Origin of the sequence: Novosphingobium gossypii (assembly GCF_050433305.1) — a bacterium.
Classification (GTDB): Bacteria; Pseudomonadota; Alphaproteobacteria; order Sphingomonadales; family Sphingomonadaceae; genus Novosphingobium; species Novosphingobium gossypii.
This window is the reverse complement of record NZ_JBNPXM010000003.1, coordinates 94,581-119,760: the sequence shown is the minus strand read 5'-3', so window position 1 is coordinate 119,760 and position 25,180 is coordinate 94,581. Positions and strand designations below refer to the sequence as shown.

The window sequence follows — 25,180 nt, the reverse complement described above, 5'->3', positions numbered from 1 at the left end:
CCTCCCTGCGTCACATACTGATGACACCGGTTACCAATGATCGCAAGGATGATCTCGGAACAGGTGGGGCAATTCTTCATGGATGGCCCGCAAGGCTTCGCAAGAAGCGGGAGTAGAGGTGCCGGAAGCAAGCGTCGCAAAGCTACGCGCTCTCTTCTGACACCGGTATCATTTTAGCCCTTGGCGGGGCTGTGAGGGGAAAATGTCATGCGCAGGCATGTTACCGGAATTTCGCTTTTGAAGGCTGCCCTGTTCGCTGGCAGCGCGCTTGCCGCGTCAGGCGTACTGCCGCAAGCCGCACTGGCTCAGGAAACCGGCGAGGCGGCGGCGGACGCCGCCACGGCAGACCAGTCAGTGGATCAGGCCGTCGCGGACGAGATCGTCGTCACCGGCTTTCGTAAATCGCTTGAGGCCGCGCTTAACGTGAAGCGCGAATCGATCTCGGCGGTCGATGCCGTCGTGGCCGAAGACATGGCCAAGTTCCCCGACCAGAACCTGGCCGAATCGCTCCAGCGCATTCCCGGCATCTCGATCCAGCGCGATGGCGGCGAAGGCCGCGCGATCACCGTGCGCGGTCTGGGTGCCCAGTTCACCCGCGTGCGCGTCAACGGGCTTGAGACGATCGCCACCAGCTCCGACGGCGCCTCCGCCAACCGCGACCGCGCATTCGATTTCAACGTCTTCGCATCGGAGCTGTTCAGCAGCCTGGTGGTCCACAAGACCGCTGAAGCCAGCCTCGACGAAGGGTCGCTGGGCGCCGTGGTCGATCTTAACACCGGCAACCCGCTGGCGGGCAAGGCCGGGCTGACCGCCGTGCTCAACGTGCAGGGATCGTACAACGACCTGTCGAAGAACGTCGGCCCGCGCGTGGCCGGGCTGCTGTCATGGCGCAACGAGGCGGGAACGCTGGGCGCCAACATCTCGGCGGCCTACTCGCACACCGACACGATCGAAAGCGGGAACAACTCTGTCCGCTGGGCGCAGGCGTACTTTAATTCGGTGGGCGGAACGCCGTGCTTCTACTCGGTGCCCGGCGCCACCGGCGGCAGCCCGGTCAGCAGCGGAGGCAGCTATCGCCCCTCCGCCGCGTGCGACCAGGCCTCCCTGTCCTTCCACCCGCGCATCCCGCGCTATGGCGTGGTGGAGCATGACCGCCGCCGCCTGGGCTTGACCGGCTCGATCCAGTTCGAGCCGAACGACAAGACCAAGTTCTCCATCGACGGCCTCTACTCCTCGTTCAAGGAAGACCGCGCCGAGCAGTGGCTCGAAGTGCTGGCCCGCTCCAACGAGCGCCGCTTCAACGTGGTGAACCCCACGTATGACGACAATGGCAACATGGTCAGCGCCACGTTCGACAATGCCTATGTCCGCACCGAAAGCTACTTGCGCAAGTCGGAAACCGAGTTCTGGCAGGTCGGCGCGACGTGGGATCAGGAGATCAGTGACACCTTCCGCTTCACCGCTCTGGGCGGCATGTCGCAGTCGAACGCCGATATTCCGGTGGAAACGACGTTCGCCTATGACAACCGCAACGCCAACGGCTTCAGCTACGACTATTCGGACATGAAGTCGCCGGTGCTCAGCTATGCCACCGACGTCACCAACCCGGCTAACTTCCAGCTCGCCGAAATCCGCGACCGTCCGTCCTACGTCAAGAACCGCTTCAAGACCGCGCAGCTGCGTACCGAGTGGGATCTGACCGAAGGCTTCACGGTCAAGGCCGGCGCGGTGTGGCGGCGCTACGATTTCCGTACCCAGCTGTTTATGCGCGATACCGCCGCGTGCGGGGCCAACGGCACGCGCGACCTGATTCTGGGCACGGTGACCTGTTCGTCCAGCGTCTATGGTCTGCCGGTGACGTCCGACATCTCGCAAGTGGTGAACCTGGGCGATGCGGGCCAGCCGTCTGGTACCACCAACCAGTGGCTGGTGGCCGACATCTCCAAGGCGGCGGCCTACACCAACCTATATGGTCGCACTGCGCTGGAGGATCTGGGCAACAACCGCCGCGTGCGGGAAACGACCTCGGGCGGATACCTGCAGTTCGACGTTAAGGGCGATCTGTTTGGGCTGGAATACGCTGGCAACTTCGGGGTGCGCTACGCCCACACCGACCAGAAGTCGACCGGGTACACCGCAGGCGTCGCGGCCACCGTTTCGCGCACGTATGATGACTGGCTGCCGGCGATGAACCTGGCGTTCTACCCGCGCCACGACGTGATCGTGCGCGGGGCCATCGCCAAGGTCATCACGCGCCCGTCGCTGGGCAACCTCAACCCCGGCGGCTCGGTGGACGGGTTCAACTACCGCGTGAACTTCGGCAACCCGTTCCTCGATCCCTATCGCGCCACCAACTTCGATGCTTCGGTGGAGTGGTACTTCGCCCCGCAGGCGCTGTTCTCGGTGGCCGGCTTCGTCAAGAAGATCGAGAGCTTCCCGGTCGCCGGCACTTATGTCGCCACGCTGCCGCAGCTGGGCCTTGGCCGCGACGTGCTGGGGCAGAGCACGCCTGCCTACATCAACTATGATCCCAACCAAGAATACGTGGTGTCGTCGCAGGTCAACGGCACCGGTGCGACGCTCAAGGGCGTGGAAGTGGCGCTGCAGCTGCCCTTCAGCTTCCTGCCGGGTTTCCTCAGCAAGACCGGCTTCCAGGGTAACGCCACCTTCATCGACAGCGATGCCGACTATACCATCACCGGGCCGGCAACCTCGGCATGTACCCGCAACGCGACGACCGGCGCCTGCGCGCTCACCGGTGTCTCTGCGGTCTATAACCAGACCCTGCTGGGCGTGTCCAAGAAGGCCTGGAACGCGACGCTCTACTACGATGACGGCAAGTTCAGCATCCGCGGCTCGGTCAGCTATCGCGGGCCGTTCGTGGATGCGACCAGCGCTACCGGCAACATCTTCGAAGGCTATGGCTCCTACACCAGCGTCGATGCCGCGATCCGCTACAAGGCGTTCGAATGGCTGGAGCTGTCGATCGACGGCAACAACCTGACTGACACCTACCGCTACCGCTTCAACGACGTCTACGCGAACCGCAATTACGAGAACAATCACTTCGGCCGCACGATCCTGTTCGGCGCGCGCGCGAAGATCTGATCTCCTCCCTGATGCGTGGCCCGCTGCTCCAGCGGTGGGCCACGCTCTTTTTTGCCTCATTTCTTCAGGAGTTCGGCCATGGATTTCGATCGCAGAACCCTGATCGCCGGCTCCATCGCTGCGGCTGGCCTTGCCGCGCGGGCCACGGCGCAGACCCCGCCGCCGCAGGCTGCAGGCGCGCCACCGCCGGGCCTTCCGCAGCCCACCGAAACCATCGATCTGTGGCCAAAGGGCCCGCCCGCGACGCTGAAGGCTCCTTTGACCGAGACGGTGGTGGAACGCTCCACCGATGCGCTCGTCACCGACCGGGCCGTGCACGCTGTCACCCAACCGCGCCTTGTCGTTTTCCGCCCGGACCGCCCGAACGGCGCGGCCGTGATGATCACGCCGGGGGGCGGCTACACCCGCATCGTCGTCGACAAGGAAGGGTACGAGATCGCCCGCTGGCTGACCGCACGCGGCTTTACCGCCTTCGTGCTGTTCTATCGCCTGCCGGGAGAGGGCTGGTCGAGCGGGCCGGACACCGCACTGGCCGACGCCCAGCGCGCCGTGCGGCTGATTCGCCACCGTGCCCGCGACTTCGCCATCGATCCCGAACGCGTGGCTGCGATGGGCTTTTCCGCCGGAGGGCACTTGTGCGCCGACCTTTCCACGCGCTTTGTGGCCAAGGTCTACGATCCGGTGGACGCGGCGGACAGGCTGTCCGCCCGCCCGCACTGCGCCGCCCCCATCTATCCGGTCGTGAGCATGGACCCCGCCATCGCGCACGGCGGATCGCGCAGCCTGCTCCTTGGCCCCGCGCCCACGCCGCAACTTGAGGCCGCGCACTCGCCCGACCGCACCGTACCGGCAGATGCGCCGCCGCATTTTCTGGTTCATGCAGAAGATGACGATGTCGTCCCTGCAGAGAACACCGTCCGCCTGCGTGCTGCTCTCAAGGCTCGGGGCATCCCGGTGGAGACACATCTGTTTGCCGACGGCGGACATGGCTTCGGCCTGCGTCGCGCCATCGGCAAGCCGGTGGAGGCGTGGCCCGACCTCTGGCGCGCTTGGGCACGGACCGTGGGCTTGGGCTGAATTCGCCTCGCCTGCGCCTCATCGCTTGATCGCAGCGGCGCAAGGCATAGAAGTCAGTCGATGGACGAGCCTTCCTCAGCCCCGCGCGCCGTGAAATCCCCCGCCGGGAAATCCCCTGGGGGCGATCCCACCATCGAAGACGTCGCCGCCGTGGCGGGGGTATCGATCCGCACCGTCTCGCGCGTGCTCAACAAGTCTCCCAAGGTGAATGCCGAAACCCGCGTGCGGATCGAGGCGGCGATAGAGGCGTTGCACTTTCGCCCCAGCGCCCGCGCCCGCGCGCTGGCCATGCGCCGCTCTTTCCTGATCGGGCTGATCCACAACGATCGCAACGCGCTGGTGCTGGACGCGATCCAGCGCGGCGTCGTCGAGATGACGGCCCAACGTGGCTACGAACTGATCGTTCACCCGACGCCGCTGGATCCCGAAGATGCCATCGGCGACGTCCTGGCCTTCGTAGAACGGTCTCGCGTCGATGGGTTGGTGATCCTGCCGCCGGTATCCGGCGTTCCCGGCCTGGCCGCTGCGCTGGAACAGGCGCAGGTGCGCGCGGTGGCGCTGTCCTCGGTGCCGATCGCGGGTTTTGCGCAAGTCATCATCAGCGAGGAGCGCGCCGCCGGGGCCGAAGTGGCCCGCCACCTGCTCGATCTGGGCCACCGGCGTCTGGGCCTCGTCAACGGCCCCGCTGACACCGCCTCCGCCACCGAACGACGGGCAGGCTTCCTCGCGGCGGCGCATGAAGCGGGCGCCCACGTTGCAGAGGCACCCGGCGACTACGATTTCGCCTCGGGCGTGGCCGGGGCGGAGCACCTGCTGTCGCTGCCGGACCGCCCGACCGCGATCTTCGCCGCGAACGACGTCATGGCGGCGGGCGTCCTCAAGGTGGCGGCGGCGCGGGGCATTGCCGTGCCGGGTGCGCTGTCGGTGATTGGTTTCGACGGCAGCATCCTGACCCGCATGCTCACCCCCGCGCTGACATCGGTCCTGCGCCCGTTCGGCGACATGGCGGCAGCGGCGGCGGAACGGCTGATCGCGGGGATAGAGGGACGCCCGGATACCCTGTCCTTCGACGGCAGGCTGCGAGTGGTGGCCGCCGAATCCACGGGACCGGCATCGCCCATGGTACCCTGAAACGCGCCAGCATCCCCTCCAGTCAGTGGGGGTTCGACGCAATGTCGCGGGTCGCGGCGCCATGATACCTCCGGGCCAAGAGGCAGGCTGACGGGGGCATGGGATGGACATCACGCAAACGGATATCCCCGGCGTCATGCTGGTCGTCCCACGCCGCATCGGGGATGCGCGGGGCTACTTTGCAGAAACGTTCCGCGCCGACCTGTTCGCGCAGGCCTGCGGGGAATGGACGTTCGTGCAGGACAACGAATCGCGCAGCAGCCGCGCCGGCACCGTGCGAGGGCTCCATTTCCAGAGCGCGCCCCGCGCGCAAGGCAAGCTGGTGCGCTGCACCGCTGGCGCGCTGTTCGACATTGCCGTCGACATTCGCCGGGGATCGCCCACGTATGGCCAGTGGACCGCCGCCACGCTGACGCCCGGCAACGGGCACCAGTTGTGGCTGCCCCCCGGCTTCGCACATGGGTTCTGCTCGCTCGAACCGGATACCGTCATCGCCTACAAGGTCACCGCGCCTTACGACCCCGCCTGCGACAAGGGGCTGGCATGGGATGACCCTGACATTGCCGTCGCCTGGCCCGCCGTGGCCGATTCCAGCACACTATCCGGCCGCGACCGCCGCCAGCCCGCCCTGGCCGATCTGCCGCCTTACTTCGCCGCGGAAGACGTGGCGCGGCTGCATACCGTCCCCGCCTGAGAAAGGATACGAGGATGAAAGGCATCATTCTGGCCGGCGGCAGCGGCACGCGGCTCTACCCGATGACGCTGCCTGCCTCCAAGCAGCTCATGCCCGTCTACGACAAGCCGATGATCTACTATCCGCTCAGCACGCTGATGCTGGCGGGCATTCGCGAAGTGCTGATCATCTCCACCCCGCGCGATCTGCCTGCCTTCCGGGCATTGCTGGGCGACGGGTCGCAGTGGGGGATGGCGCTTGAATATGCTGAGCAGCCCAGCCCGGACGGGCTGGCGCAGGCCTACGTCATCGGCGCGGACTTCGTGGGGCTGGAGCCGTCGGCGCTGATCCTGGGCGACAACATCTATCACGGGCAGGGCCTGCCGGGGCTGCTGGCCAGCGCCTCGGCACGGCGGGCCGGGGGCGGGCAGGGAGCCAGCGTCTTTGCCTATCACGTCACCGATCCCGAACGGTACGGCGTGGTCGCCTTCAACGAGAAGATGAAGGCAGTCTCGATCGAGGAGAAACCCGAGCAGCCCTTGTCCAACTGGGCGGTCACGGGTCTCTATTTCTACGACGGGCAGGTGGTGGACATCGCGGCCGACCTGAAGCCTTCCCCCCGCGGCGAACTGGAGATCACCGACGTCAACCGCGCCTATCTTGAGCGTGGACAGCTGTCGGTGGAGATCATGGGGCGGGGCTATGCCTGGCTGGATACCGGAACACCGGACAGCCTGCTCGATGCGGCGGAGTTCGTGCGCGTGCTGGAGAAGCGGCAGGGCTTCAAGATCGCCAGCCCCGAGGAGATCGCACTGCGGCAGGGCTTCATCGGCCTAGTCGAGCTGGAGCGCGCCATCGACCGCCTCGGCAAGTCGGACTACGCCCGCTACCTGCGCCGGCTGCTGGCCGACGGGGTAACGCAGGACGAGGTGCCGGTGCCGCCGCTGCGCGTAGTGGCCTAATCCTGCCGATCCGTGGGTGTGCGTACGCCGACTGGCCGCCAGGGCTGGCCGATCCGTTTTTCCAATCGGTCGCGGAGGGCCCACAGCCAGTTCACGCGGCGCTCGGCAATGCCCGGCAGGCTGAGCAGGTCGCCACCCAGCCATGGCAGAAACGGGTTGCGGCGGGCGTAGGACCAGATTTCCACACGCTCGCCCGGACGGACGGAGGCGCCGCGCGCGTGGAAGCCCACGGTGTCTGCCACCACCAGCGTATTGCCGGGCACTGCCAGCCCTTCCGGCGCGGGCAGGTTCATGCCTTCGCGATCGTGATCGGTTACGCGCGGGGAGCCGCGCGCCGACAGCCGGTCTATCGTGCGGGGATCGGGCAAGGAGCGGCGATGCTCCCAGGCAAGGCGCTCGGGCGTGAAGCGATGCGATCCGCGCACGAAGGTGAACGGCCCCTCGTCCTGCGCCACGGGGTTCAGGAACAGCCAGGCCTTCAGCGAGGAATGGAAGCTGTCGGCATGGATCGCCTCCTGCGGATCTGCTTCATTGGAAGCGACGTGGCTGGCGATCGTCTGGATGTAATGCAGCGGCGTGGTGCGAAAGCCCGCGACGTAGTGGAACAGGGCGACCACGTCGGGGCGTTCCAGCAGGGTGCGCAGGGCCGGGATCGCCGCCAGCATCGCCGGGTCGATCGCCATGCGGCGGGTGACCGCATCGCCCTGGCGCATTTCGCGCGCCGGGGCGCGGTAGGTCAGCAGGGCAGCGCGCAGGGCCGGGAACTCGGCCGGCGGGACGATGTCGGGGATCGCCACGAAGCCGTCGCGGTCGAACGCCTCGCGCCATTCGGGACGCACCTTGTGCGCCAGCCGGCGGCGGCGCCATGCGCACAAGGCGGCGGCCAGCTTCACCCGGCCAACATGCAGCCCGCGCGCGTTGAGCCGCCGCGACCCGATCAGCGGATTGTCGAGGAAGCTCTTCGCGCCGGTCAGCAGCTGCACCGCCCACAAGGGCGTCAGCAGCATTTTCCCGACTGTCACGTTCTTGTCGCCAGCGGCCATGGGCGTCGGTTGCGCCAATGTCCGCCGGGATGCAACCGTAAAAAGTCAGGCCCCTGTTCTCAGGCCTTCACTACCGCGTCGATGGCCAGCAGGCGGGTCCACACCGCTTCGAACTGGTCCAGCGGAAGGGCGTTGGGGCCGTCCGACAGGGCCTGATCCGGGTCCGGGTGGGTTTCCATGAACACGCCGGCGACGCCTGCCGCCACGGCGGCGCGGGCCAGTAGCGGCACGTATTCACGCTGCCCGCCGGAGCGTTCGCCAAGCCCGCCGGGCTGCTGGACGGAGTGAGTCGCGTCGAACACTACCGGGCAGCCCGTGTCGGCCATGATCGACAGTCCGCGCATGTCGGACACCAGCGTGTTGTAGCCGAACGAAGTGCCCCGCTCGCACAGCAGGAAGGCATCGGGATCGTGCCCTGCCGCTGCCGCCGCATTGCGTGCCTTGGAGACGACCTGCTTCATGTCGGCAGGCGCCATGAACTGCGCCTTCTTGATGTTCACCGGCTTGCCCGAAGCCGCCACGGAGGCGATGAAATCGGTCTGGCGCGCCAGGAATGCCGGTGTCTGCAGCACGTCCACCACTTGCGCCACGGCGCTGACCTGCGCGGGTTCGTGGACATCGGTGATGATGGGCAGGCCGGTGGCGTCGCGCACCTTTTCCAGAATGCGCAGGCCCTCATCCATGCCCAGCCCGCGAAAGGATCTGTCCGAACTGCGATTCGCCTTGTCGAACGAGCTCTTGAAGATGAGCAGGATTCCCAGCCGCTGCGCAATGCCGGCAAGCGTTTCGGCTACGGAAAGCGTCAGTTCCTCGCTTTCGATGACGCATGGCCCCGCGATTGCGAATAGAGGGGTCGCCGGGCCGATGGAGTGTCCGCAAAGGATCATGGATTAAGCCTTGTCAGCTAAGTAGTTTCCGAAGGTGAGCAGATTAAATTATTGAAACCTGCCGCTTGTCATGGTCGGCCCGATTTACGCCGGGGCCATGACGGGCCAAGGGCTTTTCCTTGGCCGGGAACGATCAGGCTGGCAATCCCTGATCTTTTGGAATAGCCGCGTGAAATAATCTGCGCTTTGGCCACGCTTCCCCGCGTGGGAAGCGCCGAAAGACAAAAAAAAGTTCATGGTGGTATGAAAAGCGCACTCTTTCAGACACGACATGCCGATTCCGCTCTCAAGACGCTCGATATCGAGCTTGAGGCGCTTCAGTCGCTGCGGACAGCGCTGCAGTCACCGGAACTGAGCCGGGAAGTCGACCGCGCGATCCAGGCGCTGGCGGGCACACGCGGGCGCGTGATCGTCACCGGAATGGGCAAGAGCGGGCACATCGCCCGCAAGATTGCGGCGACCATGCGGTCCACCGGAACATCCGCTTTGTACCTGCACCCCGGCGAAGCCAGCCATGGCGACCTTGGCCTTGTCACCAAGCAGGACGTGGTGCTGGCGATCACCTGGTCGGGCGAAACCGCCGAGCTGGGTGATATTTTCCGCTATTGCCATGCGTACGGCGTGACGCTGATCGTCGCGACGTCCCATGCGGAAAGCACGGCGGGCAGGGCGGCCAACATCTGCCTGGCCCTGCCGGCCGTGCGCGAAGCGTGCCCCAACGAACTGGCCCCGACGTCTTCCACCACGCTGCAGCTGGTGCTGGGCGATGCCCTCGCGGTGGCCCTGATCGAGGCCCGCGGCTTTTCCTCCTCCGATTTCCGCGTCTTCCACCCAGGCGGCAAGCTGGGTGCCCAGTTGGCCCGTGTCGGCGAGATCATGGGCGTGGGCGATGCGGTCCCGCGTGTCGGCCGTGACGCCTCGCTGACCGCCGCCACGATCGAGATGAGCCGCAAGCGCTATGGCTGCACCGCCGTGGTGGACGAAGAAGACCGGCTGGTCGGCGCCTTCACCGATGGCGATTTGCGCCGGTGCATCGCGGTCTACGACCTCAACGACAACATCGGCCTGCACATGACGATCAATCCCCTGACCGTCACGTCCGACATGCTGGCGTCCGAAGCGCTGCGTATCCTGAACGAGAACGCCGTTTCGGTGCTGTTCGTCGAGGAAGAGGGCAAGCTGGCAGGCATCGTCCACATGCACGACATCGTCCGCGCGGGCGTTGCCTGACACGTATTTTCGGCGCCATACTTTGACCCCCGACCTTATCGTCGTTCCGGCGCGCTACGGATCGACGCGCCTGCCGGGCAAGCCGCTGCTGCCCATTGCCGGGCGCACCCTGCTTGAGCGCGTGGTCGCCATCGCCTGTGCCGCCGCCGAGCTGACGGGCGATTGCGAGGTGGTGGTCGCGACCGACGATGCCCGCATTGCCGATCATGCCCGCGCAATCGGCGCAGATGTGGTGATGACCCCGCCCGAGTGCGATTCCGGTTCGTCGCGTGCTTGCGCGGCGGCTCTGGCGCGCGCCGACCGGTCGGAGATCGTCGTCAACCTTCAGGGCGATGCGCCGTTCGTGCCGCCCGCCGTCGTGGCCGGGCTGCTCGAAACCCTGCGCCGGGGTGAGGCGGATGTCGCAACGCCGGTCTATCGTCTCGACTGGGACCGGCTGGATCGACTGCGCACACATAAGCAAACCGCGCCGTTCAGCGGCACCACCTGTATCCGGGCCGAAGACGGGCGCGCTTTGTGGTTCTCCAAGACCATCATCCCTGCTCTGCGCGACGAGGCGAAGATGCGCGCGGCAGGCCGGGTGTCGCCGGTGTGGCAGCACCTTGGCCTCTACGGTTACCGCATGGCCGCGCTGGAGTGGTTCGGCGCTGCTCCGCAAAGCACGTATGAGGCGCTGGAAGGACTTGAGCAGCTGCGCTTCCTCGAAGCCGGGCGCACGATCGCGACGGTCGAAGTCGATCCGCCCAGCCACGCCATGTCCGGTATCGACACGCCGCAGGATCTCGCGCTGGCGGAAGAAACCATCAGGCGACTAGGCGATCCCTTCCCGGCCTGATAGCGCGGCGGCCATGTTCGTAATCGTCCGTCACGGCAACACCTTCGAGGCCGGAGAGCCGCCGCGCCGCATTGGCGCGCGTACCGATCTGCCGCTCACGGTGGCGGGGCTGGCGCAGGGGCACGCTCTGGGCACGCATCTCGCGGCGCAGGGGTGGAATTTCACGCAGGTGCTTGTGTCTCCGCTGGCCCGCACGCGCCAGACGGCGGCGGCGATCCTGAGCCATCTTCCGCAAGCGCCGCAGCCGCAGTCATGCGACTGGTTGCGCGAGATCGACCATGGCCCTGATGAGGACCAGAGCGAGGATGCCGTTCTTGCCCGCATCGGGGCAGAGGCCCTTTCCGCGTGGGACGAATCCGCAGTGCCGCCGCCGGGCTGGACCGTCGATGCCAAAGAGCGAATCGCGGGCTGGCGCACGCTGTTTGAAGCGCCGGAAGGGCCGGTGCTGCTGGTGACCAGCAACGGCGCGGCCCGCTTCGCGCTGATTGCCGCCGGGCTGACCACGGCATCGGACATGAAGCTGCCGACCGGGGCCTATGGCGTTATCGACAGGAATGCAGGCGGCGCGCCCATGCTCACCGAGTGGGGTCGGAGGCCATGAGCACCCCCGCGCCCCGTCAGGTGCCCCTGCTGCGCGCCCCGCCGTTTCCCTGGGCTGACGCCGCTGTTTCGCGCCCCGCGCCCGGACGGGTGCCCGACGATGGTGAAAGCCTCTTCGCCCGCATCCGCGAAGCGCGGGTAGGCGGTGCGTTCTGGGATGCGCCCGCCGATCTGGCGTCTGCAGCGGAAACCGTGCTGCGTCCCCGGACCGCCGCCGAGGTCACTGGCCTTCGCCGCGCCGGATCGCTCTGGATCGCCGCGTCATCAGGCCGAGACTGGCACAAGGCGCTGGCGGACGAGCAATGGCGTTCGGACGTCGATCCATGGACCGTACTGCCGGGCGCGGGCAGGCTGGTAGCCCATGGCGACGACGAATGGGTGGCGCTGGCCCGCATCGCGGGGGTCACGGTGGAGGTACTGTCCCCCGGCCGCTTCGGCGCGCCGAACGATGACGCCGCCACCCTTGATCGTCGTGCCACCGAAGCCCTTTACGCCGCGATCTGGCGCGATCCCTTCACCGGCGAGGTGTCAGACATCGAAAAGACGGTGGACCTGCTCCACCTGTGGCGCACTTCACTGGACGCAAACCGTACCATCCGGGCGGCCTGCGGCATGGCCTGGTGGAAGCGTACCGAGATCCGCCGGTTCCTGTGGCATCCTGCCCGGCGGCTTGCCGTGGTCGGCTCGGCCTCGCGGGCACTGCAGATCGCGCGCAAGGGAGGCGGCTCCGTGGCGATCTGGCCTTCGCGCGTGTCGCTTGCCCTGCTGGAAACGGCGCGGTCGCAGGGTGTGCCGCTGGTGCGGGTGGAGGACGGCTTCGTGCGCTCGGTCGGGCTGGGCGTCGATCTGGTGCCGCCGTCCTCGGTGGTGGTGGATGCGTCCGGCATCCATTTCGATCCGCGCGGTCCCAGCGACCTCGAAACGGTGCTGAACGGCGCGGACATGCCGCCCCGACTGCTCCGGCGCGCGGCGGCCCTGCGCGAAACGATCGTCAGGGCGGGCATCAGCAAGTATTCCGCCGACACCGCTGCAACCGTGCCCCCGCGCCAAACCGGAAAGCGCCTGATCCTTGTCCCCGGGCAAGTCGAGGACGACATGTCCGTGCGCGCGGGCGGCGGCGGGCTGGCCTCCAACCTTGAACTGGTGCGCCGCGCGCGGGCGCTGGAACCGGACGCGGAAATCTGGTTCCGCCCGCACCCCGACGTCGATGCTGGGCACCGCAAGGGCGCTGTACCTGACGCAGAGATCCTGGCGCATGCCGACCGGGTGGTGCGCGGCGGCGGCATGGCGCCGCTGCTCGACGCCGTGGACGCAGTGCATGTGCTGACCTCCCTCACCGGGTTCGAAGCGCTGATGCGCGGGCGCGACGTGACCTGCCACGGCACACCGTTCTATGCAGGCTGGGGCCTGACCCGTGATCTTGGCGCCGTGCCCGACCGACGCACCCGTACGCTGACGCTCGACGCGCTGGTGGCGGGCGTGCTGATCCTCTACCCGCGCTATCTCGACCCGGTGACCGGGCTGCCGTGCCCGCCGGAAGTCCTGGTCTCCCGCATGGCCACCGCCACTGCCTCCAATCGCCTGCAATGGGTGGCGCCGCTGCGCCGCTGGCAGGGCAAGCTGATGAACCTGATCCGATGACCGTCATCCTGGACATTTCGCGCCTGATCTCGCGCTTGCGTTATTCGACGCCTTCCGGCGTGGACCGAGTAGAGATGGCTTATGCGCGCGGGCTGCTGGAGCATTATGGCGAAGCGCTGGCGTTCGCCGCCGTTCATCCGGCAGGACGATATGGCCGTGTGCCGCGCAAGGCTGCGCTGGCTTATCTGGACGAGCTGGAGCGCCGCTGGGCCAGCGAGGCCGATGCGCCGCGCCAGCGCTCGCTGCCTTCGGTCATGCCGCAGTTGGCGGGGCTGCTGCCGACGGGGCGGGCGATTGGCTCGGCCCCGGCGATCTATGTGCAGGCATCGCCGCATCACCTGACCAATGCAGGCAAGGTACTCCGCATCCTGTCGCGGGAGCGGGCGAAGTTCCTGTGCCTGGTCCATGACCTGATCCCCATCGAGTTTCCCGAATATGCCCGGCCTTCGGGCGCAGCGCTGCACCGGCGGCGCATGGAGACGGTGGCGCAGGCCTGCGGGGAAAGCGGTGGCGCGGCGATCGTCAACTCCGCCGCCACCGGCAGAGCCTTGCAGCCGTGGCTGCGGCCCGGCACCCCGATCCATGTCGCCTTGCTGGGGACCGAGACGCTGCCGCCCGCCCCGCCCGAACCTTCCGAGCGGCCTTACTTCGTGTGCCTTGGCACCATCGAGCCGCGCAAGAACCACCTGCTGCTGCTGAACCTCTGGCGCCATCTGGCCGAGACGCTGCCCGCTGCCGAAGTACCGCGCCTGATCGTGATCGGCCGCCGGGGCTGGGAGAACGAGCAGATCGTCGACATGCTCGAACGCTGCCCGGCGCTCGTCGGGCATGTGGAGGAACTGGGGGGGTGCCCCGATGCGCGGCTCTCCGCGCTGCTGCGGGGAGCGCGTGCGCTGGTCATGCCATCCTTTGCCGAAGGTTATGGCATGCCGGTGGCAGAGGCGCTGTCAGTGGGGACGCCTGTGATCTGCAGCGACATTGCGGCACTGCGCGAAGTCGGCGGCACGGTGCCCGACTATCTCGATCCGCTGGACGGACCAGGCTGGAAGACGGCGATCCTCGACCATGCGGCGCGTGGGGAGAGACACCGCGCACAGATGGCGCGCCTGCCCGGCTGGCACAACCCGAGCTGGGCCGAACACATGGCCATCGTCACGCGCGCGATCAAAGCCCTGCAGGCCAAGTAGTGGGTGTGAGCGGGGCAAGACATGTTGCCCTGTCGCAGGCGCCATGGAACAATCGTCATCGCTGACCGTAACGCAGCTTTCGCAAACCCGCCCGATACCGTTTACACCAGCATTTTGCCCAAGGAACCCCAGCCAATGACCCAGACCGTGTCCGTTTCCGAAATGATGGTGGAATCGGGTGTCGCCTTCGGCACCAGCGGGGCGCGTGGGCTGGTGGTCGCGATGACGGACCGGGTTTGCTTCACGTATACTTGCGCATTCCTGCAGCACTTGTCCGCGATCGGCCAGTTCGAGCCGGGCCGGGCGGTGGCGATCGCGGGTGACCTTCGCCCTTCGACGCCGCGAATCCTCGCGGCCTGCGCGGCGGCGATCCGGCACATGGGAGGGGAAGTGGCCTATTGCGGCTTCGTGCCCTCTCCGGCGGTGGCGGCTTACGGGTTCGCGCAAGGCATCCCGTCGCTAATGGTAACGGGCAGCCACATCCCGGCAGACCGCAACGGGATCAAGTTCAACCGTATCGACGGCGAAGTGCTCAAGCCCGATGAACTGGCAATGCGCGCGCAGGACGTGACCCTGCCAGACCTGTTCGACGATGCAGGGATGCTGAAGGCGCCGCAGGATTGCGGGCCGCTGATCGATGTCGAGGCGGCCTACGTCCGCCGCTATGCCGACTTCTTCGGGCCGGACCCGCTCAAGGGGCTGAAGCTGGGTATCTACCAGCACTCCGCCGTGGGCCGCGACGTGGTTGCCACCATCGTGGAGCGGCTGGGCGGCGAGGCGGTGCGGCTGGGCAGGTCGGAGGTGTTCATTCCCGTCGATACCGAGGCGGTGCGCCCGGAAGACCAGGAACTGGCGCGAGGCTGGGCGGCAGAGCTGGCACTCGATGCCATCCTGTCCACCGATGGCGATTCAGACCGCCCCCTGCTTGCAGACGAAACCGGCACGTGGCTGCGTGGCGACGTGCTGGGTATCCTGTGCGCGCGCGCCCTGCACGTGGAAACCGTGGCAACGCCGGTCAGCTGCAACACCGCGCTGGAGTTGTCGGGTCTGTTCGACGAAGTGCGTCGGACCCGAATTGGCTCGCCCTTCGTGATCGAGGCGATGAACGCGCTGATCGCGCAAGGAGCGACCGCCTGCGGCTACGAGGCGAACGGCGGGTTCCTGCTGGGTACGCCCGTAACTCAGAATGGCCGCGAACTTGGCGCGCTGCCGACGCGCGATGCGGTACTGCCGATGATCGCCGTGCTGGCCGATGCGCGCGCGCGCGGGGTGGCGCTGTCGGCGCTGCAGCGCCAGTTGCCAGCGCGCTATACGTTCAGCGAACGCCTGCAGGACTATCCCACCGCAAGCAGTCAGGCGCTGCTGGCGCAATTGCAGGAAGGCTCGGGCGATGCGGTGCTGGAACGCCTGAGCGCGATGTTCGGCCCGCTGGCGGGGGAAGCGGTGGCGTTCGATGTCACGGACGGCCTGCGCATCACGTTCGCGGGCGGGGACATCATTCACCTGCGGCCTAGCGGCAATGCGCCGGAACTGCGCTGCTACACCGAAGCAGCCACGCCCGAACGCAGCGCGGAGTTGAACGGGCAGGTTCTGGCGATGATTGCAGCGGCCGCGAAAGCGGACGCCTGACGGATCCGTTTTTGGTCCAGAACCGATGCGAAAAGGCCGGGCGGGTGCAGTGCACTCGCCCGGCCTTCGCGTATCTAAAGGTTGTCGCGCTTACTTGAAGCGGATGCCCACGCCTGCCATCACGCGCTGGCGGCTGGTGTCGCCGTGGTAGTTCGAATAGACGTACTGGGCGTTGACATAGACCGGCGTGCGGGCGGCAGGCAGCACGGTGTATTCAACACCGCCGCCGACCTGGTAGCCGTCCGCGCGATAGTGATCGTAGACCAGGGTGTTGCCCGCCGGGCCTTCGATGCTCTTGCGCTGTTCGCCATTGACGTAGCCTGCCTTGCCGAAGACCAGGAACTGCGGGGTGACGAGGTAGCCCGCGCGAACGGCCGCGCCCCATTCCTCGAATGCCTTGTGGTTCACCACGTTGCCGTTGCCCAGCAGGGTGGAATTTTCGTTGCCGCTGCCCGGCTTCCAGAAGCTGCCCTCGGCGCCGATCACGATCTTGTTGCCGATCGTGCCGTCGAAGCCGACGGTGCCGCCAAAGCCGAACTTGTCGTTGTGATTGCCCTGCGACTGGAAACGGTCGCCACCGACATTGCCTTCAAGGCGGATGCCGCGGAACGAGGTGCCGTTTGCGGCAACTTCGTCGCCAGCCGTATCCTGCGCCAGTGCGGGCTGTGCGGCGAAGCCTGCGGCAGCTAGTGCGGCGAGCGTGATGATCTTAAATTTCATACGTATTCCTTGGTTACCCTGTCGGGCAAAGGAACGACGCAGATGCAGCATTGGTTTCGGTGAAATACGCAGTCAGAAGGAGAACGTAAAAGATTGTGTCATTAATGCAACATTTTCATGACGCAGCGGTGTCATGCTCCTGCAGGCGTGGCGCCCTTGCCTGCCTCGCGTTCGATAGCCTTGCGGATGTCCTTGACGAACCGCGAATGGCGCACGCCTTTAAGGAACATCTCCTGGATCAGGTTGCCCCAGAACCGGCAGGGCCGCTTGATCTGGATGAGGAGGATGTAGCGGTCCTCGTCGCTTTCGTTCCAGACTTCGTGGTTGAACATGTCGTCGAAGAGGAAAGACTGGCCGTCCTGCCAATGCATGACATGCAGGCGCTCACCCTCCTCTATGTGCATCCGGCATTTTTCCTGCTCACGCGGGGCTTTGAGCGCGAGGTGGTAGGTGAGCATGCCTTTGGTCATGCCCCAGTGACGGGGGATATGGCCGCCTGCCTCCATGACGGAGAAGTTGGCTGTCACCAGCCCCGGAACCTTCTCGATCAGCGCGGCCGTGACCGGCGCGCGAGCGGCATTGCCCGGCATACGGTAGCCGTAGCCCTTGAGGAAGAATGCGCGCCACCGACGATCGGCGGCGATGCGGCCATGGTCGAAGGAGATGTCCCCGAGCGAAGGTATGTCCTCTGCCCGGATGCGCACGGCCTCGTCACGGATCGCCTGCCAGTTGCTTTCCAGTTCGGCGATCCAGGGGAAGAACGATTTGTCCTGCACCGCAGCATCGGGGATCAGCGAGTTGCGCATGATCGCGGCGTCGATCTTCGGACGAAGCTCCTTGCCGATCTGGAACAGCGACTTGTTGACGAAGGGGATCTTCCAGCCCCGCGAATTGAGGGTCTGCTGCCACTTGTTCACGCTACTCGTCCCCTGACTAGGCTCCGTTCGCCAGATCGTGGCCACCCGCGGGGGCACCACGCTTGAGCGAGCGGATCCGCGATCCGAACACGCGATCCCAGAACAGCGCGGAAATCGCGAAATTCCCGTCTTCGTCGACGTAATGGTGGCGCATATGGTGGCGCTTGAACATCTGACCGATCTTCCCCCGCATCTGCCACTGGTGACATGCGAAGTGGATCGCGTCGTAGAAGACATATCCCATCATGAAACCGAGGAACAGCCAGGTTCCCGCAGTGCCCAGCAGCGCCACGCACGCGACCCAGACCAGCGACCCAACCGAAACGCTGACCGGCAGCGGCATCAGGCCGCGGAGCGGGTCATTGGGGCTGGCATGATGGTTGCCGTGGATGAGGTACACGAACCAGCGCAGCACCGGCACGTCCGAGTCCAGGTGGAACAGATAGCGGTGCATCGCATATTCGAAGAGCGACCAGACCAGCAGACCAGCCGAGATCAGGCCCGCCATCATCAGAGGTCCGGGAGCGTGCCGACCGCCCGATTGCCAACCCACGAACGCGATCAACGGAAGCAGCACTGACCAGCTCAACGCGAACGTTCGCGGTGAGATCAGCGTAAGCTTTTCCAGACGTTCACTTTTGAACAGTCTGATGCGTTTAGAACTGGAAACCGGTGCATGCATTGGACCTGATGCTGGACAGGAGGTAGGCTTGGCTGTCAAGTCGAAATGCCTTCAGTCGGGGTGAACATATGGCAAGCGGTGTGCGAATGCGAACGGCAGTGGCAAACGGATGACGGAGTCATCAGAGGAAACCCGTAAATTTTCTTACTGCCGAGTTCTGGTGACCGGAGCGTCCGGTGGCCTGGGTAGTGCGGTGGCCCGCCGCCACGCCGGTCCGGGCGTTATCCTGAGCCTGTGGGGACGCGATTCGCAGCGTTTGGAAATGGTTGCTACCGAGTGCCGGGCGGCGGGTGCCGAAGTCACTGTCCGCAGCCTCGATATAAGCGATGTGGGCGCTGCCGTTGCTGCATTGCAGCAGGAAGATGCGGCACATCCGTTTGACATAGCGGTGTTCTCGTCCGGGCGTGGCGACGTGCGGGCGCCGGGCGATCTGGTCGAGGAGGCGGGGATGGTTGCGCGGCTGGCGATCGTCAACTTTGCCGCACCGGCTGCCATGGCTGCGGCTCTGGCGGATGCGATGGCGCGTCGGGGCAGCGGCCGGATCGTTCTGGTGGGCAGCGCTGCGGCCTTCCATGCGCTGCCTTTTGCAGCAGCCTACTCCGGCACGAAGGCGGGGCTGGCGCGCTTCGCCGATGCCCTGCGGCTTTCGGTCAAGGCGCATGGCGTTTGCGTGACGCTGGTTTCGCCGGGGTTCATCGATACGGCGGCGGGCCGCAAGGTGCCCGGCCCCAAGCCCATGCTCATGGCGCCTGACGTTGTGGCGGATCGGATCGTGCGGGCGTCGGAAGCGGGGCGCGCGCATCTGGTGCTGCCGTGGCCTTTCGTGGCACTGCGCTGGCTGGATCGCCTGCTGCCACGGCCTTTGCGAGATCGCGTTCTGGGCGGACTTACGCCCCCGGAGAAGTAGGCGCCGGCTGCCCCAGCACCGCGTCGAGCACCGCATGGTGCAGTGCCGCAGGGGTCAGATCGACACGGCGGTTGTCGCCGGGCAAGACCCGCCCGTCCGCGTCGATCCGGATCATGACGTAGGGCGTATGGCGGGCAGCCCCGGCGTCGGCGGGCGGAGGAATGCTGGCGCCGGGAATGCTGGGGCGGTGGTCGCCGAAGAACACCAGCAGCGCCGGTCGGCCGAGCGCGCCCAGACGCCGGGTGAGGGCGGTCAGCATGGCGTCGCCGTGCCGAACCAGGCGCATGTAGCCGTCAGTCAGGTCGCTGCCGCCGCCGCCACGTGCATTGGGCGCCCAGGGGCCGTGGTTCTCGATGGTGACGGCATAGATGAAGGTGGGCTGCTCGGCGTCCGCCGCAAGGTCCACGATCACGTCGGTCATCGCCGCATCGGTGACGTAGCGGCCCTCACCCGGTCCGGGCGGAGCGAAGCGGTCCTCGCCTACCAGCTCCGCGAAGCCGCCCGCGGGCATGATCCTGTCCCGCCCGTAGAAGCGCATGTCGTGCGGGTGGACGAACAGGCTGCGCATGCCGTTCAGCCGTGAGGGCAGGGCGTAAGACCCCTCTCCGGTGGCTGTCAGATATGGGTCGTAGCGCCGGAAGCCCAGCGTTCCCTCATCCCGCCCGAACAGCACGCCGTACTCGGTCCGCATGGTGTAGGCGCCGAAGCCGCTGACCTGAAGGTTGCCCCATTGCGCGGCATGTCCCCGCGCCGCGCTCAGGCCGGGAAGGGCGAGTGCCGGATCACCGAAGAGCTCGACCGGATCGGCAAAACTCTCGCACTGGATGACGACGACGAGTTCGGGCGCATCGACCACCGGCTGACGCATGACGAGCAGGCAGGGCGCCGGATCGCGGGTCTGCCGCCAACGCAGGGTATATAGCAGCAGCGTCGGCCAAAGGCCCAGGCGGCGGGTATCTCCATGCGCATCGGGGGCTGTGGCCAATCGGCGCCATGGCGGCAGACGCAGCGAAAGCGCCAGCAGCGCCAGCCCGCCCGGCACGAGCGCAAGGCCGGCAAGGCGGGCTGCCGGGTCTGCGCGCGACAGCCAGACGATGACCCCCAGCAAGGCCGCCGCCACGCATCCGGCGGCCACGCGCTGCCACATCCGCACGGCGGACAGATAGAACTGCGGATGGCGGAACACCGCGCCTACCAGCGCAAGGTCAGAGAACAGCAGCGGCTCCCCCAGCATCGCGTGCTTGGCATTGGACGCAAGGGCCAGCAGCGCCTGCATGGCCAGCGTCAGGGCCATGGCCACGGCGCCATTGCCGCACAGCGCCAGGAACAGGCCGTATAGCGTTGCGGCCATGCAGGCGAGCAGCCATGAACCGCGCAGCAGCCGCATTCCGGGGAAAGCGCGGGGGCGCACCAGAGCGTCGAGCACGGCCGAACCCAGCAGGGTTCCTGCCAGCGAGGCCGCGAATGTCAGTCCGTCAAAGATCACTGTGGGTTCGCACCATCGCCTGCGCCAGACCCGTCTGCGGGCGGCGGGGTGGCCTCATAGCGAGCGCGGCCAAGGCTGTCATCCGGCGTCTCCGTCATTGGGGATGAACGGTCGGGTGTGGAGGTCAACGGACTTGCTGCATGTCAACCGGGCCACTAACGGATTTAATCTGGGTTGCGACAGCCCAGGTTCAGCTGTCGATCTCGATATCCCTACGGAGCAAGTCTTTTCCGGATGCCTGATACTCGAACTGTGGCGACAGATATTCCGAACGGCGGTCAGGGGCGTGGGCCCCGCACGGTGCTCCTTCTGCAGGGATTGATGGGGCCGCTGTTCCGGCGTCTCGGGCAGGAGCTGATCCGTGACGGGCACTCCGTCCACAAAGTCAATTTCAACGGTGGCGACCGCGCGTTCTGGCGCCTGCCGAACGGCATCGAGTATCGAGGCACGCTGGCCGAATGGCCCGATGCCTTCGCCGCGATCCTGCGTGAGCGGGGAATCACCGATGTGGTGCTGTTCGGCGACTGCCGCGACCATCACATGCCCGCGATCCGCATCTGCCGCGAGGTGGGCGTGCCGGTCCATGTCTTCGAGGAAGGCTATATCCGGCCCGACTGGGTGACCCTCGAACTGGGCGGGGTGAACGGTCATTCCTCTCTGCCGCGCGATCCGGCGTGGTATCGCGAAACGGCGGCAGCGCTGCCCCCTGTGCCGCCACCCGCCAGGATGAGCGCGTCGTTCCGCCGTCGCGCGCTGGAAGGGCTGGCGTACAACTTCGCCGATGTCACCACACGGTGGCATTATCCGGGATGGAGCAATCACCGCCCCTGGCACCCTGTCGTCGAAGGCATGGGATGGCTGCGCAAGCTGCTTCGTCGCAAGGAGCGGGAAGAGTCTTCCGCCAGACTGATGGCCATGCTGGCGGCCTCCTCCGAGCCCTATTTCCTGTTTCCGCTGCAGCTCGATTCGGATGCGCAGATCCGCCTGCATTCGCCGTTCGCAGGTATCCTGCCCGCGCTGCACGTGGTCATCGGATCGTTCGCGGCCCATGCTCCAGCCGGCACCCGGCTGGTGGTCAAGGAGCACCCGCTCGACAACGGTGTGCGCGACTGGCAGCAGGAAACCGCGGACCTTGCCGCGCGCTTTGGCGTGGCGGACCGGGTGGATTACCTTGCGACCGGCGACATCGTGGCGATCACCGAAGGCGCGCGCGGGGTGGTGACGATCAACAGCACCAGCGGCACTTTCGCGCTGGCAGCAGGCCTGCCGGTGGTGGTGCTGGGCCATGCGGTCTACGACATCGCCGAGATCACCTTCCAGGACGGTCTGGATGCCTTCTGGACCAACCCGGTGCCGCCTTCGCCCGAGACGTTCGCCGCATTCCGCCGCGTCCTGATCGAGCGCTGCCTGATCCCGGGCGGGTTCTTTTCCAGGGAGGCGCTGGACAAGGTGGTGCGCCACGCAGTTGCCCGGCTGGAAGGTCGCACGATCGCGCCGGAGTAAGTCATACCCGCCCGTCACCCCGTAGCGGGAGTGACGGGCGTCGGTACTGCTTCAGGCCGTCACCGGTTCCAGTCGGCCGGCGTCGAGCGCCACTATCCCTGCTTCCACCGCCTGCACGAACCGGGCGTCCTCGCCAAGATCGCCGAACACGTCGTGCAGGGCCAGAACCTGCCGCCAGTCTGCGGCGCGGGCCAGCAATACCTTGGCCAGCGGATCGGTGATGGACCGCCCGTCGCGCGCGGCAATGGCCAGGAAACGCAGCCATGCCGCGATCGGCAGGGCCAGGCGTTCGATGCTGCGGCCTGCCGCCAGCGCCTCGCGCGTGGTGTCGAGGAGGCGGTAAGGCAGCTTCTGCGACCCGTCCCAGGCGATCTGTGCCAGCAGGTGCCGGATCGCGGGATTGCGGAACCGGGCAAGGACGTCGGAGATGTAGCCGTCCAGGTCCAGCCCCGGCGGCGGAGTGAGCGAAGACGCGATGTCGTCACGCATCAGGCGTTCGGCAAAGGCGGCCAGTTCCGGATCGGCCATGGCGTCCGCCACGGTTTCCAGTCCGCGGCCCAGCCCGATGTAGGCCAGCGAGGAATGCGCGCCGTTCAGCAGGCGCAGCTTGGCTTTTTCAAACGGGCGGACTTCGGCGGCAAAGGTTACGCCGGCCAGATCGAGCGCCGGACGTTCGCCGGCGAAGCGATCCTCGATCACCCATTGCGTGAAAGCCTCGCGCTGGATCGGCCAGGCATCTTCCAGCCCGGTTTCCGCCAGGATGCGGGCGCGCAGCGCGTCATCCGTGGCGGGCGTGATCGAATCGACCATGGCGTTGGGGAAGGTGACGTTGTCGACAATCCAACGCGCGGTGTCGGGATCAATCTTTTCCGCCAGCGCCAGCGTGGCTGCTTCCAGCTTGCGGCCGTTGTCGGTCAGGTTGTCGCAGCACAGCACGGTCACCCCCGGCAGCCCGGCAAGACGCCGCCCCTGCAGCCCCTTCACCAGCCAGCCGGTGAAGGAACCGGGCGTCCACTCGCCCTCCAGCGCTGCGGCAAGGTCCGCTGCGATCGCCGGATTGGCGAAGTCCAGCGTTCCGTCGGCAGACAGGCAATACCCCTTCTCGGTCACCGTGGAGGAGATGATGCGGGTGTCGGGATGGGCCAGCGCGGCAAGGATCGCCTCTGGCTCGTCGCGAGTCAGCACCCGCCCGATCGCGCCGATCACGCGATATGCGATCTCGGTGTCCAGCAGCGCCAGAGTATAGAGGCCGTTCTGCGGGTTCAGGGCATCGGCCACCCCGCGCGAATTGAGGCTGACGCCGGTCAGCCCCCAGCGCGGATCGTGCGCCAGCAGCGTATCGAACGCGGCTGCCTGATGCGCGCGGTGGAAGGCGCCCGGGCCGAAGTGGACGACGCCGTTCTTCACGGCGGAGCGGTCATACTGCGGCTGCGCGACCGTGGCGGGTAGCGCGCCCAGAGTGGTGTTCGACAGCCGGGTCATGCCGGTTCCGCCACGCGCACCGGCGTTTCGAGGCCATAAGCCTTGCGCACCAGTCCGACGGTCAGTTCCTGCGCCAGTTCGGCGGCTTCCCAATCCGCCATGCGGTGCTCGGCGACGAGGCGGGCGAGGAACCCGCAGTCGATCCGCCGCGCCACGTCGTGGCGCGCCGGGATCGAGAGGAAGGCGCGGGTGTCGTCGTTGAAGCCGACGGTGTTGTAGAAGCCCGCCGTCTCGGTGGTCATTTCGCGGAAGCGGCGCATGCCCTCCGGACTGTCGTGGAACCACCAGGCCGGGCCCAGCTTGAGGCATGGATAATGCCCCGCCAGCGGCGCCAGCTCGCGGGCATAGGTCGTCTCGTCCAGCGTGAAGAGGATGACCTTGAGGTTCGCCTCGTTGCCAAGCAGGTCGAGCATCGGGCGCAGCGCCTCGACATATTCGGTAGCGCGCGGAATGTCGGCGCCCTTGTCGCGGCCATGGCTGGCGAACAGGCGGGCGTTGTGGTTGCGGGTGGAGCCGGGGTGGATCTGCATGGTCATGCCGTCCTCCACGCTCATCCGGGCCATTTCCGTCAGCATCTGTGCGCGGAAAAGCTCCGCTTCGTCTGCATCGGCCTTGCCGCCCATGACCTTGGCGAACAGCGCCTCGCACTCGGCGGTGGAGAGGTTGGCCGTGCGTGCGGTGACGAAGCCGTGGTCGGTCGCCGTCGCCCCGGCGACGCGGAAGTCCGCCCGGCGCTTGCGATGCGCGGCGAGGTAGCCGGCCCACGTCTCGACGTTTTCGCCGGACAGGTCGGCGAAGCGGACCAGATCGCGCGCGAAGCTGTCATGCTCGGGATCGATCACCGAATCCGGGCGATAGGTGGTGACGACCTTGCCCTGCCAGCCCGATTCGCGGATCGCCTTGTGGTGCTGCAGGGCATCGCCCGCGCCTTCGGTGGTTGCGAGCAGTTCGATGTTGAACCGCTCAAACAGGGCGCGGGGGCGGAATGCGGGAGAGGCCAGCGCTTCGCCGATGGTGTCGTAATAGTGGTCCGCCGTTCCTGCATCCAGCGCCACGTCGATCCCGAACACTTCGCAGAAGACATGCGGCAGCCACATGCTGGACGGGGTGCCGCGGAACAGGTGCCAGTGCGCCGCGAACGTGCGCCACGCCTCGCGCGGGTCGGTGCCCGAAACGCGCTCACCCTTGCGCGGCACGGCCAGCGCATCGAGGTCCACGCCCTGCGAATAGAGCATGCGGAACAGGTAGTGATCGGGCGCCAGCAGCAGCTCGGTGGCGTTGGTCCAGGGCGCGTCGGTGGCGAACCATTCCGGGTCGGTGTGGCCGTGCGGGCTGATGATCGGCAGGTCCGCTACCTGCGCATAGAGTTCGCGGGCGATGGCGCGCGTGGCCGGATCTGCGGGCAGCAGCCGGTCGGGGTGCAGCGACAGACTGCGCGGAGACGTGGACATCAGGGTACTCCCGAAAGACATGGGGACTT

The 25,180-nt window shown here is 66.7% G+C and carries 21 protein-coding genes; 13 read left to right on the top strand and 8 right to left on the bottom strand.

Annotated elements, in window-relative coordinates; all coding sequences use genetic code 11:
* Positions 1-207: 207 nt before the first annotated feature.
* From GGR40_RS08105 to rfbA, 5 genes are all read left to right on the top strand, one after another.
* Positions 208-3,108, top strand: coding sequence for a TonB-dependent receptor (locus GGR40_RS08105; RefSeq protein ID WP_429275717.1), 2,901 nt, complete (start codon positions 208-210; stop codon positions 3,106-3,108).
* Between the two features lie 78 nt (positions 3,109-3,186).
* Positions 3,187-4,185: an alpha/beta hydrolase gene (locus tag GGR40_RS08100; RefSeq protein ID WP_429275716.1), complete on the top strand. Its 999-nt coding sequence runs from the start codon at positions 3,187-3,189 to the stop codon at positions 4,183-4,185.
* Positions 4,186-4,245: 60 nt separating this feature from the next.
* Entirely contained in the window at positions 4,246-5,316 is a 1,071-nt protein-coding gene (locus GGR40_RS08095; RefSeq protein WP_429275715.1) for a LacI family DNA-binding transcriptional regulator, read from the top strand.
* Between the two features lie 103 nt (positions 5,317-5,419).
* On the top strand, positions 5,420-6,010 hold the full coding sequence (gene rfbC, locus GGR40_RS08090) for a dTDP-4-dehydrorhamnose 3,5-epimerase (RefSeq protein ID WP_429275714.1): 591 nt from the start codon (positions 5,420-5,422) through the stop codon (positions 6,008-6,010).
* 14 nt (positions 6,011-6,024) lie between these two features.
* The gene (gene rfbA / locus GGR40_RS08085; RefSeq protein WP_429275713.1) at positions 6,025-6,951 is read left to right on the top strand and encodes a glucose-1-phosphate thymidylyltransferase RfbA; all 927 of its coding nucleotides are present in this window, start codon (positions 6,025-6,027) and stop codon (positions 6,949-6,951) included.
* On the opposite strand, the gene GGR40_RS08080 is transcribed toward rfbA, so the two are convergent.
* On the bottom strand, positions 6,948-7,958 hold the full coding sequence (locus tag GGR40_RS08080; protein ID WP_429275974.1) for a phytanoyl-CoA dioxygenase family protein: 1,011 nt from the start codon (positions 7,956-7,958) through the stop codon (positions 6,948-6,950). The genes rfbA and GGR40_RS08080 overlap by 4 nt on opposite strands.
* Positions 7,959-8,053: 95 nt before the next feature.
* On the bottom strand, positions 8,054-8,881 hold the full coding sequence (gene kdsA, locus GGR40_RS08075) for a 3-deoxy-8-phosphooctulonate synthase (protein WP_429275712.1): 828 nt from the start codon (positions 8,879-8,881) through the stop codon (positions 8,054-8,056).
* A gap of 243 nt (positions 8,882-9,124) precedes the next feature.
* On the opposite strand from kdsA, the gene GGR40_RS08070 reads away from it, so the two are divergent.
* From GGR40_RS08070 to GGR40_RS08045, 6 genes are all read left to right on the top strand, one after another.
* Entirely contained in the window at positions 9,125-10,111 is a 987-nt protein-coding gene (locus tag GGR40_RS08070) for a KpsF/GutQ family sugar-phosphate isomerase (protein ID WP_429275711.1), read from the top strand.
* A gap of 22 nt (positions 10,112-10,133) precedes the next feature.
* Entirely contained in the window at positions 10,134-10,946 is an 813-nt protein-coding gene (locus tag GGR40_RS08065) for a 3-deoxy-manno-octulosonate cytidylyltransferase (protein ID WP_429275710.1), read from the top strand.
* Positions 10,947-10,959: 13 nt separating this feature from the next.
* Positions 10,960-11,547, top strand: a complete 588-nt coding sequence (locus tag GGR40_RS08060) for a histidine phosphatase family protein (RefSeq protein ID WP_429275709.1) — start codon at positions 10,960-10,962, stop codon at positions 11,545-11,547.
* Positions 11,544-13,187 carry a capsular polysaccharide export protein, LipB/KpsS family gene (locus GGR40_RS08055; RefSeq protein ID WP_429275708.1) on the top strand — a complete coding sequence of 548 codons (1,644 nt, stop codon included), beginning with the start codon at positions 11,544-11,546 and terminating at the stop codon, positions 13,185-13,187. Before GGR40_RS08060 ends, GGR40_RS08055 begins: the two co-directional genes overlap by 4 nt.
* Positions 13,184-14,374: a glycosyltransferase family 4 protein gene (locus GGR40_RS08050; RefSeq protein WP_429275707.1), complete on the top strand. Its 1,191-nt coding sequence runs from the start codon at positions 13,184-13,186 to the stop codon at positions 14,372-14,374. Before GGR40_RS08055 ends, GGR40_RS08050 begins: the two co-directional genes overlap by 4 nt.
* A 135-nt stretch (positions 14,375-14,509) precedes the next feature.
* Entirely contained in the window at positions 14,510-16,003 is a 1,494-nt protein-coding gene (locus tag GGR40_RS08045) for a phosphomannomutase (RefSeq protein WP_429275706.1), read from the top strand.
* A 90-nt stretch (positions 16,004-16,093) separates the two neighbouring features.
* Here the strand turns inward: GGR40_RS08045 and GGR40_RS08040 are convergent, their stop codons facing one another.
* The 3 genes from GGR40_RS08040 to GGR40_RS08030 form a co-directional block, all read right to left on the bottom strand.
* Positions 16,094-16,723 (bottom strand): outer membrane protein, encoded by a 630-nt coding sequence (locus GGR40_RS08040; protein ID WP_429275705.1) that lies wholly within the window; start codon positions 16,721-16,723, stop codon positions 16,094-16,096.
* A gap of 131 nt (positions 16,724-16,854) precedes the next feature.
* Positions 16,855-17,640, bottom strand: a complete 786-nt coding sequence (locus tag GGR40_RS08035) for an aspartyl/asparaginyl beta-hydroxylase domain-containing protein (RefSeq protein ID WP_429275704.1) — start codon at positions 17,638-17,640, stop codon at positions 16,855-16,857.
* A gap of 16 nt (positions 17,641-17,656) precedes the next feature.
* A complete protein-coding gene (locus tag GGR40_RS08030; RefSeq protein WP_429275703.1) occupies positions 17,657-18,151 on the bottom strand; it encodes a sterol desaturase family protein in 495 nt (164 codons plus the stop codon).
* 331 nt (positions 18,152-18,482) lie between these two features.
* On the opposite strand from GGR40_RS08030, the gene GGR40_RS08025 reads away from it, so the two are divergent.
* Complete coding sequence (locus GGR40_RS08025) at positions 18,483-19,229, top strand: SDR family NAD(P)-dependent oxidoreductase (protein ID WP_429275702.1); 747 nt, start codon at positions 18,483-18,485, stop codon at positions 19,227-19,229.
* Here GGR40_RS08025 and GGR40_RS08020 read toward each other — a convergent pair.
* Complete coding sequence (locus tag GGR40_RS08020) at positions 19,210-20,715, bottom strand: LTA synthase family protein (RefSeq protein ID WP_429275701.1); 1,506 nt, start codon at positions 20,713-20,715, stop codon at positions 19,210-19,212. The genes GGR40_RS08025 and GGR40_RS08020 overlap by 20 nt on opposite strands.
* Positions 20,716-21,015: 300 nt before the next feature.
* On the opposite strand from GGR40_RS08020, the gene GGR40_RS08015 reads away from it, so the two are divergent.
* Positions 21,016-22,218: a capsule biosynthesis protein gene (locus GGR40_RS08015; protein WP_429275700.1), complete on the top strand. Its 1,203-nt coding sequence runs from the start codon at positions 21,016-21,018 to the stop codon at positions 22,216-22,218.
* Between the two features lie 51 nt (positions 22,219-22,269).
* Here the strand turns inward: GGR40_RS08015 and GGR40_RS08010 are convergent, their stop codons facing one another.
* A complete protein-coding gene (locus GGR40_RS08010) occupies positions 22,270-23,700 on the bottom strand; it encodes a mannitol dehydrogenase family protein (RefSeq protein WP_429275699.1) in 1,431 nt (476 codons plus the stop codon).
* On the bottom strand, positions 23,697-25,151 hold the full coding sequence (gene uxaC / locus GGR40_RS08005; RefSeq protein ID WP_429275698.1) for a glucuronate isomerase: 1,455 nt from the start codon (positions 25,149-25,151) through the stop codon (positions 23,697-23,699). Before uxaC ends, GGR40_RS08010 begins: the two co-directional genes overlap by 4 nt.
* Between the last annotated feature and the right edge of the window lie 29 nt (positions 25,152-25,180).

What these genes read in the sequence shown, in the direction of transcription:
- GGR40_RS08105 (WP_429275717.1), top strand. Translation starts at nt 208, where the DNA reads ATGCGCAGGCATGTTACCGGAATTTCGCTTTTGAAGGCTGCCCTGTTC.
- GGR40_RS08100 (WP_429275716.1), top strand. Translation starts at nt 3,187, where the DNA reads ATGGATTTCGATCGCAGAACCCTGATCGCCGGCTCCATCGCTGCGGCT.
- GGR40_RS08095 (WP_429275715.1), top strand. Translation starts at nt 4,246, where the DNA reads ATGGACGAGCCTTCCTCAGCCCCGCGCGCCGTGAAATCCCCCGCCGGG.
- rfbC (WP_429275714.1), top strand. Translation starts at nt 5,420, where the DNA reads ATGGACATCACGCAAACGGATATCCCCGGCGTCATGCTGGTCGTCCCA.
- rfbA (WP_429275713.1), top strand. Translation starts at nt 6,025, where the DNA reads ATGAAAGGCATCATTCTGGCCGGCGGCAGCGGCACGCGGCTCTACCCG.
- GGR40_RS08080 (WP_429275974.1), bottom strand. Translation starts at nt 7,958, where the DNA reads ATGCTGCTGACGCCCTTGTGGGCGGTGCAGCTGCTGACCGGCGCGAAG.
- kdsA (WP_429275712.1), bottom strand. Translation starts at nt 8,881, where the DNA reads ATGATCCTTTGCGGACACTCCATCGGCCCGGCGACCCCTCTATTCGCA.
- GGR40_RS08070 (WP_429275711.1), top strand. Translation starts at nt 9,125, where the DNA reads ATGAAAAGCGCACTCTTTCAGACACGACATGCCGATTCCGCTCTCAAG.
- GGR40_RS08060 (WP_429275709.1), top strand. Translation starts at nt 10,960, where the DNA reads ATGTTCGTAATCGTCCGTCACGGCAACACCTTCGAGGCCGGAGAGCCG.
- GGR40_RS08055 (WP_429275708.1), top strand. Translation starts at nt 11,544, where the DNA reads ATGAGCACCCCCGCGCCCCGTCAGGTGCCCCTGCTGCGCGCCCCGCCG.
- GGR40_RS08050 (WP_429275707.1), top strand. Translation starts at nt 13,184, where the DNA reads ATGACCGTCATCCTGGACATTTCGCGCCTGATCTCGCGCTTGCGTTAT.
- GGR40_RS08045 (WP_429275706.1), top strand. Translation starts at nt 14,510, where the DNA reads ATGACCCAGACCGTGTCCGTTTCCGAAATGATGGTGGAATCGGGTGTC.
- GGR40_RS08040 (WP_429275705.1), bottom strand. Translation starts at nt 16,723, where the DNA reads ATGAAATTTAAGATCATCACGCTCGCCGCACTAGCTGCCGCAGGCTTC.
- GGR40_RS08030 (WP_429275703.1), bottom strand. Translation starts at nt 18,151, where the DNA reads ATGATGGCGGGCCTGATCTCGGCTGGTCTGCTGGTCTGGTCGCTCTTC.
- GGR40_RS08010 (WP_429275699.1), bottom strand. Translation starts at nt 23,700, where the DNA reads ATGACCCGGCTGTCGAACACCACTCTGGGCGCGCTACCCGCCACGGTC.
- uxaC (WP_429275698.1), bottom strand. Translation starts at nt 25,151, where the DNA reads ATGTCCACGTCTCCGCGCAGTCTGTCGCTGCACCCCGACCGGCTGCTG.